The organism is Pseudocitrobacter vendiensis (genome assembly GCF_943590815.1).
GTDB classification, from domain to species: Bacteria; Pseudomonadota; Gammaproteobacteria; order Enterobacterales; family Enterobacteriaceae; genus Pseudocitrobacter; species Pseudocitrobacter vendiensis.
Map to the genome: position 1 here is coordinate 90,947 of NZ_CALSBS010000017.1, position 15,913 is coordinate 106,859.

Genomic DNA, 15,913 nt, shown 5'->3' on the forward strand with positions numbered 1-15,913 from the left:
AAAGAAAAATGTCATCCATTTATTCTCAAGAATATCAGTTTGTTATAAGCGCGTTGCGGAATGCGCGCCTTGAGCAAGGATTAACACAGACGACCCTCGCAAAAGCTTTAGGCAAGCCTCAGTCGTTTATTGCGAAGGTTGAAAATGGAGAGCGCAGGCTGGATGTGGTCGAGTTTATTCATTTGGCAAAATTGCTTTCGATTGATCCGGCTAGTGTGATCAAAAAAATTATGGATCTGAGTGATTAATTCGTGATGATCAATAAAATTTGTTATGGCTTACTGGCCGCATCATTGATCGCCAGCTTCTGGTTTTTACATCCCGTTTGGGCGTGGTTTTTGCTGGTCAATGTTTTGACCTTTTTCATCTATGGTGCGGATAAATTTGCCGCACGGAGAAGCTGGCAGCGCGTACCGGAAAAGACATTGCTGGCATTTGGCCTTGTGGGTGGATGGCCCGGCGGGTTAGCCGCTCAGCAATTGTTCAGGCATAAAACGCAGAAACAGCCGTTTAAACGGTGGTTTGTGGGGAGCGTGGTGGTGAATGTCGCGGTGCTGGTGGGTGTGGTTTATGGGATGGGGTATTGGTGGGGGTAGGGCGCGGTGGTGCCAGAAGCGGAAGTGTTCTAAACCACCAATAGTGGACATGCGGTTAAGTGAATAAATTTTCTCAGGGCATTACTGTTCCTGCACAAAATATCTGGTCTGAATATAAACAACTCGATATTCTGAAACGCTTTGTGTTTTTTGTGAACAGGAAAAAGTATGCTGAGTACGTTACCCGATTTACACAGACGTTTTGCAGAGCAACTCAAGCTTAAATTTCAGTCGGATTCGCGGATTAATTCCCTTCTCGCTGGTGGCTCGATTGTTCATGGCGGATTTGATAAATACTCCGATCTCGATTTCATCGTTGTCGTCGACCCTCTCCACTATGACGAAATCATGACGCAGCGTAGGGAGCTTGCCGGAACATTAGGCCATCTTCTGCATGCTTTCACCGGGGAACATGTCGGTGAGCCTCGCCTGCTAATATGCCTGTATGGCCCTGAACTCCTTCACGTCGATCTGAAATTTGTCACCCTGGACATGCTTACTCAACGCGTTGAGGAGCCAGCGGTGTTATTTACCCGTGATAGCACTGCTCTGGAACGACAACTGGCAAAATTTAGCGCTCACTGGCCCAACATGACGCCGGAGTGGTTTGAGTCCCGAGCCTGGATCTGGCTTCATTACGCAGTGGTTAAACTGGGAAGGGGCGAACTCTTTGAGGCGATTGGTATGCTGGCATTCTTCCGGGAGCAGGTGCTGGGACCAATGCTGTACCGTCGCGCAAATCTGCCGCAACGTGGGGTTCGCCGCATTGAATTCTACGGCATTGATCCTGATGGTCTGCTGACTTCCACGTTGGCAACGCACGATTGTGACTCCGTCAGTATTGCCATCAGTAGGGCTGTTGACGCTTATATCAATCTGCGGGCTGATGCTTTGCCTGAAAATATCGCAGATGATGCGGCTCGTTTGGCGGTTCTTGCCATGTTGAAAGCGTATTCTGGCAGGGGTTAAATTGATACTCCGGTCGTTTACACGGTCGGAGTAAAAGCATCATGGAAGAGGCCGCCAATACTCAAATCAAGGAATGGACAACTCGGTTTGGTAACTGTAACCGTGTTAAAGTTAGGTTCGGATGTCAGGATAAGGGGAAAATTCAAATTTCTGCTGAGTGCCAGAAGCAGACATTGATAATTCTGCACTGTTCAGCGATGGCGCTATAGCGACAGGCACTGTCCAGTCGGCAAAAGCGACCACTTTGCCACTGTTGGGGATAAACTGATTGAAGCCCTCGCGCAAAATCACTTATTCTTTTGCGTTAATATAATGTAGGAGATGAGTCATGGCAGGCGAGAATCGTGGACGGGGAAGGCCACGAAAGACAGAAAGTACCTATGCAGATACTCGTAATGACCTGATCCGCAGTGGACTCGAACTGCTGACGCAGAATGGTTTTCTCGCGACGGGAGTTGATGCCATTGTTAAAAATGCCAATGTTCCCAAAGGCTCATTTTATTACTACTTCAAGAGTAAAGAGGAATATGCTCAGACCGTTCTGAATGCCTATGACAGTTTCTTCGAGCATAAACTCAAAAAACATCTACAGGAATCTGCCCACACACCAATGGTACGTCTGGACAATTTCATCAATGATGCCTGCGAGGGGATTAAAAAATACAATTTCACCCGCGGCTGCCTGGTTGGAAATATGATGCAGGAGAGTCCGGGGCTTCCACAATCCTTTATTAAATTGCTACAGAATATTCTTGAGAGCTGGCAGGCACTTGTTGCGGCCTGCCTGTCCGACGCGTTATCTTCAGGCGAAATAAGTTCAAATATGAATAATACACAACTGGCGGCTATTTTCTGGAGTGGCTGGGAAGGTGCGGTAATGCGTTCCAAACTCTATTGTTCTACTCAGCCAGTGTACGACTTCTGGAGCTATTTCAAAACCTCGGTACGCTATCAGTCTTCTCAAGAAGCAACAACTGACCAGTAAAAGGGGCCGCAGCCCCTAAAACTTATTACACCAAGACTGAGCTCGGCATCCATCTAATTAGCTACATTGAATGACTGCCCGGCCGCGAATTCCGCCACTCAGTAGTTTTTCGGCCACATTGATGGCTTCACTCAGCGGGTATACTGTCGTGAGGCTATCCAGCCTGGATTCTGGCAAATACTGTACCGCCTGCTGCCAGATTGCTGCTCTTTTCTCTTTCGCGAACATGACACTGTCAATTCCTTTAAGCGTGATACCACGCAGAATAAACGGAGCCACATTGCCCATCAGATCCATACCCTGTGCCATGCCGCAGGCCGCCACGATACTGCCATACCGCACCCCGGCGCAGGCATTGCAAAGCGTGTGGCTGCCAACTGTATCAATGGCGGCAGCCCAGCGTTCTTTTTGTAACGGTTTTCCAGGGGATGAAAGCTCGGAACGATTAATAATCTCCTCTACACCGACCGCCTTATAGAGCCAGGCGGCTTCTTCCGGACGACCAGTAGATGCGGTCACGCGGTAACCCATCGACGCAAGGATCATGGCCGCAATACTCCCGACACCTCCGCTGGCACCAGTAACAAGTACCGGGCCATCTTCAGGCTTAATACCATGAGTCAATAATGCGTCGACACATAGCATCGCGGTAAAACCAGCTGTTCCGATTGCCATTACATGTTTGCTGTTTGCGCCAGCCGGGAGCGGCGTCAGCCAGTCTCCTTTTACCCGCGCTTTTTCGGAAAGCCCACCCCAGTGTTTTTCTCCTACACCCCATCCGGTCAGGAGGACCTTATCTCCGATCTGATACTCAGGATGTGAGCTGGCGGACACCGTACCGGCAAAATCAATGCCCGGGACCATTGGAAAGTGCCGGACGATAGGCCCGCGGCCTGTAATGGCCAGTGCGTCTTTGTAGTTGATGGATGAATAGTCGACACAGACCTCCACATCCCCCTGCGGCAGCTCACTTTCAGCGATTTCTGCAATTTGTGTACTGTAGCGATCATCTGTTTTGTTGATTAATAAAGATTTAAACACTATTACCTCATCTTTCTGGTCGTATGTCGTTTAGCTACAAAGTCGTCAACAAATAATATTGACCGATCGTCTAATAATCAACGCTACTATCCCCGTATTTTGTCATTACACAAGAATTATCATTCTTTTCATCAAGTTAAATCTGTCTTTTTTGATCAGTATCAAGCCAGATTCGGTATTCAATTATGCAGGCGGCAAAGTGAGTGGTCCTGCAAGATCCACAGTCGATGCTTTAGGGGGGAGATGATGGTGAGATAAAACGAGCTGGCTTAAATGAGTTGGTCTGCTTTTCGCTCAAAGCAGCCCTATTATCTTCCCAACAGTTCGCCCCCAATTAACAACAGACTTCGCAAACATATGCTACCTTGTAGCCGAACCGTTCTCCCCAATCTTCAGCCAAAAGAATAATCGTACCAACAACCCTCACGGAGAGCCCGCACATAAACGTCATCATCACCACCGCACACTCAGAGCACTTTGCCGCTCTTCGCGCTATCGAGCTGGCCGCCTTTGAGACGCTGCGCCACGCCGGGGCTATGGCCGGTCCCGCCAGCGCCAGCAGCATTGAAGAACTCAGGGATTTCAGCCGTAACGGGTTACTGCTTGCGGCCTGTACATCAGACTCCGTTCCCGTTGGATTCATCGCGGGACAAATCGCTGGCGAATGGCTACATATCGCAGAAATGGATGTGTATCCGAATTGGCAACGCCGAGGGAACGGTAAACAACTCATGCAGGCGATTCTCCTTAACGGGAAACAACGCAGCCTGACAGGCGCCACGCTAACTACCGACAAAATGGCGGCATTTAATGCCCGGTTTTACGCCACGTTAGGTTTTGAAATTGTAGAAGGGGAGGCGCGACCGCCGCATCTGGCGGCGATAAGTGAGGATGAGATCGCAAAGGGTTTCGATCCAGCACGCCGGGTAGCGATGAGGGTTATCTTTTAGGTTGCTGATTTATAAAGATATCCATAAACAAAACCCAACAAAAAGCCCGCAAGACTTACGCCTCGCGGGCTTTCGACTTCTGCGGTCAACTCTGGAATCGCCGCTAAAGATTTTGGGCTGGCGTCCTTGTAATTGGGGGGGTTGAGTTTATTGGGGATTTTGATTTTTGCGCGAAGGGGAAGGCGCAAAAAGAGTGGTGATGATGTTGATATGGAAGGGGTTTTGTATCTGACTGATTTTTAAGTTGATTGTTGAAGGCTGGGTTTTGCGTGTTGGTTGAGGCTTTGGTGGAAGTTGTAGGCTTGTCGTTCGTTTTCTCACGTGAGCGTTTCTGTCGGATAATTCACTCTCTTGAATTTTCCCAGACTAGAGACCATGCTCATCTAATACACGTGAAAAACAATAGCGTCATCTATCGCATAAGGAGATACGGGTAGATCGCCTTTGGTATAGCCAATGATGTCCCTTTAACAATAAGAGAGCACCATGCTTGAACTCCGTCCTAATTGCGAATGCTGTGATAAAGATCTGCCACCTGAATCAAAGGAGGCATTCATCTGTTCATTTGAATGCACATTTTGTGTTGATTGCGTGACCCAACGGCTTAATGGCCATTGCCCGAACTGCGGAGGGGAGTTGGTGCGACGTCCAATACGCCCCGAAGCGTCCCTCTTGCGACACCCCGCATCCAGTCAGCGTCACTATAAACAGTAGAGATGAAAACTATGTTCGCTTCTTGCTTATAACGGCCTTCGTGCTCCTGCTAGCCGTCCGCTGTGTGCCAGAAGCGGATATTGTAGAAATTTTGAATTTTAATTACACAGATCTGATTAATACCCCATCCGGTAAATAAGCCTGATAATACTATTTTTCACCAGGTTTCTTGAAAGCTATCAATCACTAATTCAACAATCTTTAGCCCTGATTTTTTTGCTTAGGTGTAAGCTTAAAAAATCCTAAGATCCCGGTTTTGTCGCGCACATTGCTGGGTCAAATATAGTCTTCCAGTCCTGCTTCATATCAACCACGGTCCAGCCATGCGCTTTTGCCTGCGTTAATCCTGCAACCAGTTTTCCACTGGCGGGTGGATGACTATCATAGGCGTATTCACGCGCGGCATCCGTATGATGCACCAGCAGACCGAAGGTTTTCACGTCCGGATTGGCGGCTGTGTACTGCAACATGGCGAGATCGCCATCGCTATTGCCAAATGCGCCCACGGGGCGCTGGCCCATGAAAAGATGGATAGCCACGGGCTTATTAGTCGCATCGTCATTGAAGGCCCCTGACATCGTCTTGGTAATTTTTGTCCCGTCGCCGGATAACGCGAATTCGCCGAGCGAGAACGAGCCGATCACCTGTTCAGGCGGAATACCGTACATCTTCTGCGACAGCACGCGCATAAAATCGATACCACCGCCGGAAACAATCCATGTTTTAAAGCCGTTTGCCCGCAGATAATCCAGCAGCTGGCGCATCGGCTGGTAGCCCATCTGGTCGTACTGGCAGCCAAAACGTGCATCTTTGTGCGATGAAACCCAGTTGGCGACACGCTGATTAAAGTCATCCGTCGTCATGCCGCTGTGCGTGAGCGACAACAGATGCATAAGCCCTTTTTCACCGGAAGCTGCGACGGTTTTGATGTCGTCTTTTAATACGGCCTGCACCAGTGGGTCGCTTGACCACCCTGGATTTTGCGGGGCCAGACGTTTGACTTCATCCAGCGCGAACTTAATCTGAAACGTCAGCGGCGCTTCCGGCCACAGGGTGCCGTCATTATCAAATACGACGTAGCGCTTTTCGGTGGGAATAAACGTTGGGCTGTCTGGGGTAGTGGTGTTTTGTACCCATTCCTCGATGGCGCGTTTGGCCGCCGTATCGTTCCATGCAGAGAGCGGCTCTGCCGCGGCGGTGCCGCAGAAGGCGCATAATGTCAGTGTGATTAACGTACGCTTCATCGTGAACTCCTGTTATCCGGGGTTTGCCCCGGAAGCGAAATAGGCTGCCAGAATCGGCGCCAGCGGTGAGATAAATAACGCGCGCTGCGCAGCAAAGTGCGGCGGAAAATGAACATCAGCACGAGTAACCCGAGTCCACTCGCCAGCAGTAGCGCGCTTAGCCAGGTGAAGGCGTCGCGGCTGCCCTTTAACGCCGATTCCGCACCGGCGGTACGCGATGCGGCAACGGTATACTTGCTGCCGGGCAGCTCCGCAGTTTTCCACTGCTGATGGGCGGTATCCCACCAGCGCAATTTAATCGGCGGCAGCGTGACTTCACCTGCCACAACCGGCAGATAACGAAGGGTTTCCACCCGTTCTGCGCCTTCAATATCGCCGCGCCCCGAGGTGACGAGACGGTTTTTTGGCGTCAGGCGCTGGGTATGCGTGCCGTTGATGGCATAAAGCAGCGGAGGGATCTGCGCGGGCATCACATCGGTGGCACGGGCGGTGACCACGCGTTCGATAACGTCACCGGCGCGCAGTGTTTGATCTTCACCGCTGCGGTAAATATTCACTTTCTGGCTGAGCGACAGGCTGGCGGCGGGTAGGAAACGGTCCGGCTGTTCAACACCCTGTGGCCAGTTGACCTGCGTTTCCAGCGCCGGCAGTTTAACCGTCACAGGCGCTTGCCCGGAGGCGGTTAATGTCATTTCGAAGGCCGGTAAACCCAGCTTGCCCTGATCCCAGGCAGTGAGCTGGCGTTCCATACGTATGCCGCTCCAACTGCTGCCGCCTTCGTGACGGGTCAGGAGCTGATTCGGAGAAGCTCCGGTCAACATGTCGCCATTTTCTACCGGGAAGCTGGGCCACTGCGGCGGTGGGTTAAACCAGGAATCGGTCCAGAACGTCACCGCTACGCGCACCGGCTGGCCCGGAACAACGTGTTCGGGGGCGATCAGTTCTCGGGTGACCGTCATTGCCGCCTGGCAGGGAAGCGCCGTCAGCAATAATAACCAGATAAGCTTCATTGGTTTTCTCCTGACTGGGTGCGGTAAAGGCTTTCCAGTAGCCCTGAAGGTGAAACGGCCAGGTTTTCATACCACTGATTCACCTGCGGGTTCCCGCCGGCAATGGGCTGAATATCCTTTTGCTCTGCCCCCTGGTGGGGCTTCAGGTCATGCTTAATTTCATCAGGTTTGTAATCTTCTTCTTCACTCTGCGCAGATTTGTTCTCGCGCTCTTTTTGTCGCAGTTGCATGATGATAGCGGCGATTTTCGCACGGTTACCCTGTGCCATCTTCCAGTCCGGACGTAGACTTAACGCCCGGTCGTAGCTGTTCAGCGCCTGTTGCCACTGTTTTTGTTGGGCGTAACTATTGCCGGTCCAGAGCAGGGTTTCCGGGGTTTGTTGGGCCTGGCGGAACGCGGCGGTGGCGGCGGGATAATTGCCCGCCCGATACCATGCAATACCCCGCCGTAGCGGGTCGCTATAATGCTGGGCCGCACGGGTGTAATCCCCGTCGGCAAACGCGTGCTGCCCTTGTACATCCGGGCTTATCCAGGAGTCCAGCCAGGTGGCGTGCCCTGAAGGCTGCCAGAACAGCAGTGGCGCAACTAAGATCCAGCAAAAAAGCTGACGTCGTAAGAAAAACAGCAAGGCAAGCATCGGGATCGCCAGCAGCCAGCCATCGTTACGCCAGTGTAAATCGCTGCGGGCATTGTTCTGCGCGGTGACGCTTTGCTGGATGTGACTCTGTATCACGGGCAGGTCGTCGTCATCGGCGGTCACCAGCGTGACCGGGATACCGTCGTCACGCACCTGTTCAAAGCGCGAAACGTTCAGTCGCGTATCGGTACCGCTGGCGGCATATTTCTCGGGTAACGCGCCCCCCTGAGCGGTTCCCGGCACCCAGATTTGGATTGGCGTTTTCTGTTCACCCAGCCACTTTGCGTCTTCCGGGCTGAGATTATCGGCAACCAGGATAATGCTACGCGGCGCGGCGGGCATATTATGCAGCGCCAGCGAGACCGCATGCTGTAATCCCGAACCCTCGCCAGAGGGTAATAATGCTGGCGTTTGTGCATGCAGGAACAGCGAGTAAAATGCCGTGTCGACGGTCAGCGGGGTCGTCAGCCAGGCCCCGGCGTTATAGACCACCAGGCCAAAACGGGTACCCGGCATACGCTCCATCAGCGACATGATTTTGGTCTGCATCCGCTGATGTCGGCTGGGAGGCAGGTCGCTGGCAAACATCGCGGTATCCTGTTGCAAAATGACCATCACGTTGCTTTCCGGCGTCAGGGCGGCGGGAAGCTGACGCTGCCAGCTAGGACCGGCCAGCGCGATAACGCCAAGCATCGCCAGCCACGGCAACGCCCGGCTGAGTTTGTGCTGCCGTCCGACAATCAGCGCTTTCGCCAGCGGCTTATCCATAATCCGCGACCAGGCGCTACGCCCGGCGGAGGGTAACCACCACAGTACGATGGCGGGGATTAGCAGCAGTAAACGCCAGGGGTATAAAAAGTGGAAATCACTCATGCCATTCTCTCCCTGAACGCGCGATACAGATTGAAGGTCAGCAGTAAAATCAGCGCGGCGGCCAGCGGCCAGGCAAACAGTGGTATACGCCATGACCAGCCGATGCTTTTCACCTGCACCGGCGTGATGGCGTCAATCTCTTGCCAGACTGCATCCAGCGATGCCCCGCTGTTCTGCGCCGTCCACGCGCGTCCACCGGTGGTATGGGCGATGTCCTGTAAAAGATCTAAATCCACGTTGTCATCGCCGCCAGTGTTCACGTCGCCAAATGCGATGGTGTGGACCTGTACGTGGTGACTGGCTGCCAGCTGTGCGGCGAGGCGTGGGGTCAGCTGTGAGGCGGTATCGTTACCGTCGGTCAGAAGAATAGCGAGTTTGCTGGCGTCATTGTTGCCGCTGGAATCCAGCAGCTTCACCGTCACGCCCAGCGCGTCGCCAATCGCCGTCTGTTGCCCTGCCATGCCCGGCGCAAGCTGGTTGATACGGGTTTCCAGCGCCTGTTTGTCTTCGCTGACCGGTGCGAAAGGCCAGGCACTGTTGGCAAAGATAACTAAACCAATGCGGTCAGATTTGCGGGCCGCCACGAATTTTTTAACCGACTCCTGCACCGCCTGTAGCCGGGTAATACCGCCCGCAACGTCGTTTTTCTCCATGGAGCCGGAAACGTCCAGAATCAGCATGATGTTGCGCATCGGTTTTTCAATATGCTGCGGTGGGGTGAGTAATTCCGGGCGAGCAAGCGCACAGACCAGCAGCGCCCAGACCAACCAGAACAGTCCGGTGGATAGCTTTCCGCCACGGGCAGGCTGACTGTTGAGCTGGAGTTCATTAATCAACCCAGGTAAAAAAGGCACCCGGACATACTCTTTCAGCGAGCGCTCTTTGGCCATCACAAAGCGGCCTGCCAGCGGCAGTAAGAGCAGTAGCCAGGCCCACGGCCAGGCAAAGGCCAGTCGTGAGAGGTATTCAGACATGGGGTAATCCCTCAAACCAGGTGCGAAGCTGCATACGCAGCCGCGCGGTATCGGCATCGCTCAGCTGGTTTTCTGGCTGACAGTAGCGTTCGCAAAGATGCTGGCGCAGCACATCATCCAGCGGGACGTGCTGCAACCATTGGGCTGGATCCAGCGCGCCGCTCACCTGTTCCCGCGGCTGATGCACCAGCAAAACGCGTTTCATCAGCAGCAGCCAGCTGTCTACCGTTTGCGGCTGAGTAAGCGCTGTCAGGGCCTGACGACGCCATAGGTTACGCCGCCATCTGGCGAGGCGAATGATGAAGAAAATCAGCAGCACGACCAGGATGATGCAGCCCAGGGCAAACCATCCCGGCGGCAGGGGAAACCATGACGGCGAATCGGGGAGAGCCGGTTCCGCCAGTTCGGGTACCGTAAATCCTTTCTCCAGCATCTAGACCCCTTTTTGTAGCTGTCGGAGCAGATCTCCGGCGACGACAATCTGCTTCACCTGGACGCCAAGCCGCGAGAGGCGCGACGCCTGTGCCGAAAGTCGTGCGGTGATGCTCTGTTTGATGCTGTCCTGTAGCGCGGGTGAGAGCGAAAATGCCGCCTCTTGCCCTTCATAGCGTGCGGCCAGTCGCCCGTGCGCAGGCAGGCGTAAATGCAGATCGTCGAGCATCACGAACGCGCTCACTTCCCCCCGACGGCGCAGCGCCGCCAGCAGTGCATCGCACTCGTTATCCAGATCGTGAAAATCGCTGATTAACGCCACCCAGCAGCCGGTGGGAATCACCGGTAGGCTGTGGCGCAGGATGTCCGCCAGCGAAAGTGAATGGGGGGCTTCATGCGGATAGTTGTCCGCCACAGAGTGGTTGTACTGCACGACATCGTCGAGAAACGCGGGCAGCGTAGCGTTTGGCGCACGGCATTTGCGCAGGGAAAAGTCCCGGTCGCCAAATACGATGCCGCCTAAACGATCGCCATCGTGCCAGCTGCGCCAGGCCAGCAGCCCGGCGGTTTTTGCCGCTGCCACGGATTTTGTCTGGACCCGCGTCGAAAAGAACATATCCCGTCGCTGATCGACCAGCAAAAACACAGGACGCTCTTTTTCTTCGTTATACAGGCGGATCCACGGGGTGCGCATGCGGGCAGTGGCCTGCCAGTCGATCAGCCGGACGTCATCGCCGGGCTGATAGCGACGCAGGCTGTCAAAGTTTAGTCCGCGCCCCTGCTGGCGAGAGGTGCGTTCTCCGCCGAGCGCGCCCGGCGGGATTTGCCCGGGCGGATTGGCGATGGCTCGCGCATCAGCGGCAAGCTTCAGCAGCGTATCGCGGTCAACGCGAACGGCGCTGCTCATTATGCCACCACGGCGTCAAGCAGCATCCGCACGGCATCGTCCGGCGTGCAGTTGTCGGCGCTGGCCTGGTAGCTGAGCATCAGGCGGTGGCGCAACACGGCCGGGGCTATCTTTTTAATGTCTTCTGGCAGTACCGCGTCACGGCCTTCCAGCCAGGCCTGCGCCCGGCCGCAGCGCTCCAGCGCCAGCGTACCGCGGGGACTGATGCCAAACGACAGATAACCGGCCAGCGTATCGCTCACCGACTGCGGATGGCGGCTTAAATCCACAAGGTTGACGATATAGTTTTCGACCGTAGAGGAGACGTGTATGGCAGAGATGGCCTGCCAGCATTCGGCAATTTCCTGCTGACTCAGCATCAGCGGATCGGGTTGTTCCGGTGCAGATGATGCGGCGTTGGTTAGCTGTTGATATTTTTTCTGCTGCTCGGCACGCACCAGCTGCATGACTTTCTGTTCGTTTTCTTTTGACGGGTAGTGCACCAGCACCTTCATCAAGAAACGGTCCAGTTGGGCTTCCGGCAGCGGCCAGGTGCCTTCCTGATCCACCGGGTTTTGCGTGGCGAGGACCATAAAAACGCCGGGCAGAGGCCAGCTGTTGCCCGCCACGGTGACGTGACGCTCTTCCATCGCTTCCAGCAGTGCGGACTGCACGCGGGCCGAGGCGCGGTTGATTTCATCGGCAAGGATGATATTGCCGAACACCGGGCCGGGGCGAAAGCGAAATTGATCTTCTTCGCGGGCGGCGTTTTGCTGATAAATTTCGCTGCCGGTGATGTCTGAAGGCAGAAGATCTGGCGTGAACTGAATACGACGATAATCCCCTTCAACGTGGCGTGCAAGTTCGCGCACGGCACGGGTTTTCGCCAGCCCCGGTAACCCTTCCAGCAGCACGTGTCCGTCGCAGAGCAGGGCGATTATCAACATGCGTACCAGCTCTTCCTGACCAAGAACCTGTTCGTTCATCCGTTGTTCAAGCTGCAATAACTTTTCTCTATTTATCATCGGCGTAGCCCTGCAAAATCACGTTTGATTAGGGTTGTGATGCCCACCAGAATCGGCTCGGCATAGTTGAAAAAGGCTTTGATGCCTGGGCAAAGATAGTTCAGCCCCAGCTCGCCATCCGGTGCGCGCACAATGCGGTTTTTCGGGCATTCGCCCCAGCACAGCTTCAGATAGGGGCAGGTTTTGCAGTAGCTGGGCAGCGTGTCGCGCTTGCCCATGCCGAAGGCTTTCTGCCGTTCGGAAAAAGCCAGGTGCGATAGCTGGGCGTGTTCAATATTGCCAATCTGGTATTCCGGATAGACGTAGTGATCGCAGGAAAAAATGTCGCCATTTTTCTCAATCGCCAGCCCTTTGCCGCAGAATTCGGAATGGGTACAAATCTGCGCCGGCATCCCCATGGTCTGGGCGACTGCCGTTTCAAACAGATTGACCTGTACGCGGCCCAGATCGTTATTGACCCACTCTTCAAACACGGCAATCAGAAATTTGCCCCAGTCTTCAGGATCAACCGACCAGTCGGTGACAATAGAGTCGAGATCGCCGGGGCGCGCGCGACGGCTACCGGTGACCGGAATGGCGTCGTCCTGCCAGAACTGCGGTGCGGTTTGCTTAAAATCGACCGGTTCGACGCAGGGGTTAAACTGCACGTAGGTCGCACCCAGTTCGCGAGTGACGAAGCGGTACACTTCTAACGGAAAGCGGGCATTGGTGCGGTTTACCGTCACCAGCGCGTTAAACGGGACGCTGTGACGCTTCAGGGCCTCAACGCCCGCCATCACTTTGTCGAATGTCGGTTTGCCGCTACGGGTAACGCGATAGCGGTCATGCAGTTCGCGTGGGCCATCAATGGATAGACCCACCAGAAATTGATGTTGTTTGAGAAATTCAGCCCATTTGTCGTTCAGCAACACGCCATTAGTTTGTAAGTCGTTTTCGACGCGCTGGCCGGGCTTTTGATACTGCTTCTGAAATTTGACGACCTTCTGGAAAAACTCCAGCCCCATCAACGTGGGCTCGCCGCCTTGCCAGGAAAAAACCACCTGGTCGCCGTCCTGACCGTCGATATACTGGCGAATAAAATTCTCCAGCACCTCGTCGCTCATGCCGGTATGTCGGTCCTGATGCAGTAGTTCTTCTTTATGCAGATAAAAACAGTAGGAACAGTCAAGATTACAGGTCGAACCGGTAGGCTTGGCCATCACATGAAAGCGGCGCTTGTATTCTGGTCCATTGCCGTCATATTTTTCCGCCGACGGAAGCGCTTTAACCGGTAGTGTGGTGCTGTACTTCATATAGCAGACCCCTAACAAGAAAACGTCACTACTCTTCAAAAAACGGGCAGACTGTTTGCACAGCCTGCCAGGAGGCTTGGGTTATTTATTGATATTAGAGCCCTGTTCCAGCATTGCCGAAGCGTCGGAAATGGTGAACGAACCCGGTTTCTGACGCGGCGGGAACTCTTTAAATGTCGCCAGCATCTCTTTCGCGTATTTCTGCGCGCCGCCCATCAGGAACAGACGGTCGTAGAACCAGGAGTTGTAGCCCATACCGTCACTGCCTTTTTCCAGCGGATCGGCTTCGAGGTCGAAGATCAACGGTGTACGCAGTTTAGTGAACGGATATTTCCACAAATCAAGACCGGTATGCTCCTGAATCATAAAGTGAACTTTCCAACGGTCGTAGCGCATTGCCAGCAGGTCGCCGTCATCGCTCCAGTAGAAGAACTCTTTACGCTGGTTAGGGCCTTTGCCCTGGAGGTAGTCGAGCTGGTTGTAGCCATCCAGGTGAACCTTGTAGGTAATGGACGGCGTTTTGTAGCCTTTTAACAGCTCATTTTTAATGTTGGCATCACCCGCAGCGGCGACCAGAGTCGGGAACCAGTCGTTACTGCCGAAAATGCCGTCAATGATGGTGCCCGGTTTAACGTGGCCCGGCCAACGAATCATCGCCGGTACGCGGAAACCGCCTTCCCAGCCGGTGTTCTTCTCGCCGCGGAACGGCGTTTCGCCAGCATCTGGCCAGGTGGCCGTCATCGGGCCGTTGTCTGTGGTATAGACGAGAATGGTATTGTCTTCGATGCCGAGATCTTTAATTTTCTGCAGCACTTCGCCAATCATCTTGTCATGTTCCACCATACCGTCAGCGTAGGTACCGAGACCCGTAGCGCCAATGCTCCCGTCTTTCAGGTGGGTTTTATTGTGCATACGGGTGGTGTTGAACCAGGTAAAGAATGGCTTACCGGCTTTAACCTGACGTTCCATGAAGTCGTTGTTAGCCGCAAGCGTTTCTTCGTCCACGGTTTTCATACGTTCTACGGTAAGCGGGCCGGTATCTTCAATTTTGCCGTCGGCGGTGCTCTTAATCACGCCGCGCGGGCCAAACTCTTTGCGGAAAGCAGGATCTTTCGGGTAGTCCGGGTTCTCCGGTTCTTCTTCCGCGTTCAGATGGTAAAGGTTACCCATGAACTCATCGAAACCGTGCGCAGTTGGCAGGAATTCATCGCGATCGCCGAGGTGGTTCTTACCAAACTGGCCGGTGGCATAACCGAGTTGTTTCAGGATGTTCGCAATGGTCGGGTCTTCTTTTTGTAGACCCTGCGGCGCACCCGGCATCCCGACTTTACTCATCCCGGTACGGAACGGCATCTGCCCGGTAATGAAAGAAGAACGGCCTGCCGTTGAGCTTTGCTCAGCATAATAGGAAGTGAACTTAGCACCTTCAGCAGCAATGCTGTCGATATTCGGGGTTTTATAGCCCATGGTGCCCTGATTATAGGTACTCAGGTTCCAGTAGCCGATGTCATCACCAAAAATAACGACGATGTTTGGTTTTGATGAATCTTGTTTTGGCGCATTTTCCGCTGCGTTTGATGTTGCAGGTGCAGCATGAACAGTGGACACAGCGCCAGCTGCTAATGTCAGCACACTGGCAATCATCGTCCTTCTAAAGGGGACACTTTTTTGCATGGGGGAAACTCCAGTTTTTAGGATGGCAAATTGAGTATAGCCAGGGCAAAAATATTTCATCCTTTCTGAATGAAATTAATAGGTTCTGTTCGAATGTTTACGACGGGCAACCAAAATTCCGGCTTTCCAAGGCGAACAATTTTAGGAAATTCTTCAGGAAAAAAGACTAGTTCAATTTGATAACAATATCTAAAGAAAAAAAGTTTAATAATAAATAATGAGTTAGCCATGGTTCATTGCCTGACCAGAAGAAAGTTGTTGAAAAACATGGAAAAAGAAAGGGAAAATCGATTATTCACTAACACAAACTAATAAGAAGATTTTGTGTATTGATGCTGAAACGATTAATTGATGAGATTATCTTATTTTATACGTAATGCGTATGGCTGAGTATAAACACTGCCTGAAGGAAAATTTTTATAAGAATCTACTATCATTCCTGGAGTGAGTAAGTCACATCCATTTTTTGATGAGGGCATTTCTGTACCATTAGGGAAGAATATATCCTGCCAGGCCATCGCAGAAGTAAAAGGCTGGTCTATGCTCAGCTATTGAAGATAAATAGTCAGTGGACTATTTAAAAAATAATAATAATTCCGTGGGTTGAGGG

At 53.1% G+C, this 15,913-nt stretch carries 16 protein-coding genes; 6 read left to right on the forward strand and 10 right to left on the reverse strand.

All coding sequences use genetic code 11. From position 1 onward, the window contains the following. The first annotated feature begins 8 nt into the window (after positions 1 to 8). The 4 genes from NMC31_RS17265 to acuR all read left to right on the forward strand — a co-directional run bounded on the left by NMC31_RS17265 (position 9) and on the right by acuR (position 2,550). Positions 9 to 248, forward strand: coding sequence for a helix-turn-helix domain-containing protein (locus tag NMC31_RS17265; RefSeq protein WP_253898606.1), 240 nt, complete (start codon positions 9 to 11; stop codon positions 246 to 248). A gap of 3 nt (positions 249 to 251) precedes the next feature. Then, positions 252 to 596, forward strand: coding sequence for a DUF1294 domain-containing protein (locus NMC31_RS17270; RefSeq protein WP_253898607.1), 345 nt, complete (start codon positions 252 to 254; stop codon positions 594 to 596). A 168-nt stretch (positions 597 to 764) separates the two neighbouring features. Continuing rightward, positions 765 to 1,565 carry a nucleotidyltransferase domain-containing protein gene (locus NMC31_RS17275; RefSeq protein ID WP_253898608.1) on the forward strand — a complete coding sequence of 267 codons (801 nt, stop codon included), beginning with the start codon at positions 765 to 767 and terminating at the stop codon, positions 1,563 to 1,565. A gap of 328 nt (positions 1,566 to 1,893) precedes the next feature. Continuing rightward, positions 1,894 to 2,550 (forward strand): acrylate utilization transcriptional regulator AcuR, encoded by a 657-nt coding sequence (gene acuR, locus NMC31_RS17280; protein ID WP_253898609.1) that lies wholly within the window; start codon positions 1,894 to 1,896, stop codon positions 2,548 to 2,550. Between the two features lie 57 nt (positions 2,551 to 2,607). Here acuR and acuI read toward each other — a convergent pair whose 3' ends face one another. Then, the gene (acuI, locus tag NMC31_RS17285) at positions 2,608 to 3,591 is read right to left on the reverse strand and encodes an acrylyl-CoA reductase (NADPH) (protein ID WP_253898610.1); all 984 of its coding nucleotides are present in this window, start codon (positions 3,589 to 3,591) and stop codon (positions 2,608 to 2,610) included. 536 nt (positions 3,592 to 4,127) lie between these two features. Here acuI and NMC31_RS17290 point away from each other — a divergent pair. Together NMC31_RS17290 and NMC31_RS17295 are read left to right on the forward strand one after the other, a co-directional pair. Next, entirely contained in the window at positions 4,128 to 4,541 is a 414-nt protein-coding gene (locus tag NMC31_RS17290) for a GNAT family N-acetyltransferase (RefSeq protein WP_253898611.1), read from the forward strand. A 486-nt stretch (positions 4,542 to 5,027) separates the two neighbouring features. Next, on the forward strand, positions 5,028 to 5,255 hold the full coding sequence (locus NMC31_RS17295) for a DUF1272 domain-containing protein (RefSeq protein WP_181637646.1): 228 nt from the start codon (positions 5,028 to 5,030) through the stop codon (positions 5,253 to 5,255). A gap of 242 nt (positions 5,256 to 5,497) precedes the next feature. Here NMC31_RS17295 and NMC31_RS17300 read toward each other — a convergent pair whose 3' ends face one another. The 9 genes from NMC31_RS17300 to NMC31_RS17340 all read right to left on the reverse strand — a co-directional run bounded on the left by NMC31_RS17300 (position 5,498) and on the right by NMC31_RS17340 (position 15,303). Continuing rightward, positions 5,498 to 6,499 (reverse strand): HAD family hydrolase, encoded by a 1,002-nt coding sequence (locus NMC31_RS17300; RefSeq protein WP_253898612.1) that lies wholly within the window; start codon positions 6,497 to 6,499, stop codon positions 5,498 to 5,500. Next, complete coding sequence (locus tag NMC31_RS17305; RefSeq protein WP_253898613.1) at positions 6,496 to 7,509, reverse strand: oxygen tolerance domain protein; 1,014 nt, start codon at positions 7,507 to 7,509, stop codon at positions 6,496 to 6,498. Before NMC31_RS17305 ends, NMC31_RS17300 begins: the two co-directional genes overlap by 4 nt. Then, positions 7,506 to 9,020 carry a tetratricopeptide repeat protein gene (locus NMC31_RS17310; protein WP_253898614.1) on the reverse strand — a complete coding sequence of 505 codons (1,515 nt, stop codon included), beginning with the start codon at positions 9,018 to 9,020 and terminating at the stop codon, positions 7,506 to 7,508. The genes NMC31_RS17305 and NMC31_RS17310 overlap by 4 nt, the downstream gene beginning before the upstream one ends. After that, positions 9,017 to 9,994 carry a VWA domain-containing protein gene (locus tag NMC31_RS17315; RefSeq protein ID WP_253898615.1) on the reverse strand — a complete coding sequence of 326 codons (978 nt, stop codon included), beginning with the start codon at positions 9,992 to 9,994 and terminating at the stop codon, positions 9,017 to 9,019. The genes NMC31_RS17310 and NMC31_RS17315 overlap by 4 nt, the downstream gene beginning before the upstream one ends. After that, entirely contained in the window at positions 9,987 to 10,427 is a 441-nt protein-coding gene (locus tag NMC31_RS17320; RefSeq protein ID WP_253898616.1) for a DUF4381 domain-containing protein, read from the reverse strand. Before NMC31_RS17320 ends, NMC31_RS17315 begins: the two co-directional genes overlap by 8 nt. Further along, entirely contained in the window at positions 10,428 to 11,333 is a 906-nt protein-coding gene (locus NMC31_RS17325; RefSeq protein ID WP_253898617.1) for a DUF58 domain-containing protein, read from the reverse strand. Beyond that, positions 11,333 to 12,337 (reverse strand): AAA family ATPase, encoded by a 1,005-nt coding sequence (locus NMC31_RS17330; RefSeq protein WP_253898618.1) that lies wholly within the window; start codon positions 12,335 to 12,337, stop codon positions 11,333 to 11,335. Before NMC31_RS17330 ends, NMC31_RS17325 begins: the two co-directional genes overlap by 1 nt. Next, positions 12,334 to 13,629, reverse strand: a complete 1,296-nt coding sequence (locus NMC31_RS17335) for an anaerobic sulfatase maturase (RefSeq protein ID WP_253898619.1) — start codon at positions 13,627 to 13,629, stop codon at positions 12,334 to 12,336. The genes NMC31_RS17330 and NMC31_RS17335 overlap by 4 nt, the downstream gene beginning before the upstream one ends. 81 nt (positions 13,630 to 13,710) lie before the next feature. Continuing rightward, entirely contained in the window at positions 13,711 to 15,303 is a 1,593-nt protein-coding gene (locus NMC31_RS17340) for an arylsulfatase (protein WP_216436819.1), read from the reverse strand. Positions 15,304 to 15,913 lie beyond the last annotated feature (610 nt).

What these genes read in the sequence shown, in the direction of transcription:
- NMC31_RS17265 (WP_253898606.1), top strand. Translation starts at nt 9, where the DNA reads ATGTCATCCATTTATTCTCAAGAATATCAGTTTGTTATAAGCGCGTTG.
- NMC31_RS17275 (WP_253898608.1), top strand. Translation starts at nt 765, where the DNA reads ATGCTGAGTACGTTACCCGATTTACACAGACGTTTTGCAGAGCAACTC.
- acuR (WP_253898609.1), top strand. Translation starts at nt 1,894, where the DNA reads ATGGCAGGCGAGAATCGTGGACGGGGAAGGCCACGAAAGACAGAAAGT.
- NMC31_RS17290 (WP_253898611.1), top strand. Translation starts at nt 4,128, where the DNA reads ATGGCCGGTCCCGCCAGCGCCAGCAGCATTGAAGAACTCAGGGATTTC.
- NMC31_RS17295 (WP_181637646.1), top strand. Translation starts at nt 5,028, where the DNA reads ATGCTTGAACTCCGTCCTAATTGCGAATGCTGTGATAAAGATCTGCCA.
- NMC31_RS17300 (WP_253898612.1), bottom strand. Translation starts at nt 6,499, where the DNA reads ATGAAGCGTACGTTAATCACACTGACATTATGCGCCTTCTGCGGCACC.
- NMC31_RS17305 (WP_253898613.1), bottom strand. Translation starts at nt 7,509, where the DNA reads ATGAAGCTTATCTGGTTATTATTGCTGACGGCGCTTCCCTGCCAGGCG.
- NMC31_RS17310 (WP_253898614.1), bottom strand. Translation starts at nt 9,020, where the DNA reads ATGAGTGATTTCCACTTTTTATACCCCTGGCGTTTACTGCTGCTAATC.
- NMC31_RS17315 (WP_253898615.1), bottom strand. Translation starts at nt 9,994, where the DNA reads ATGTCTGAATACCTCTCACGACTGGCCTTTGCCTGGCCGTGGGCCTGG.
- NMC31_RS17320 (WP_253898616.1), bottom strand. Translation starts at nt 10,427, where the DNA reads ATGCTGGAGAAAGGATTTACGGTACCCGAACTGGCGGAACCGGCTCTC.
- NMC31_RS17325 (WP_253898617.1), bottom strand. Translation starts at nt 11,333, where the DNA reads ATGAGCAGCGCCGTTCGCGTTGACCGCGATACGCTGCTGAAGCTTGCC.
- NMC31_RS17330 (WP_253898618.1), bottom strand. Translation starts at nt 12,337, where the DNA reads ATGATAAATAGAGAAAAGTTATTGCAGCTTGAACAACGGATGAACGAA.
- NMC31_RS17335 (WP_253898619.1), bottom strand. Translation starts at nt 13,629, where the DNA reads ATGAAGTACAGCACCACACTACCGGTTAAAGCGCTTCCGTCGGCGGAA.
- NMC31_RS17340 (WP_216436819.1), bottom strand. Translation starts at nt 15,303, where the DNA reads ATGCAAAAAAGTGTCCCCTTTAGAAGGACGATGATTGCCAGTGTGCTG.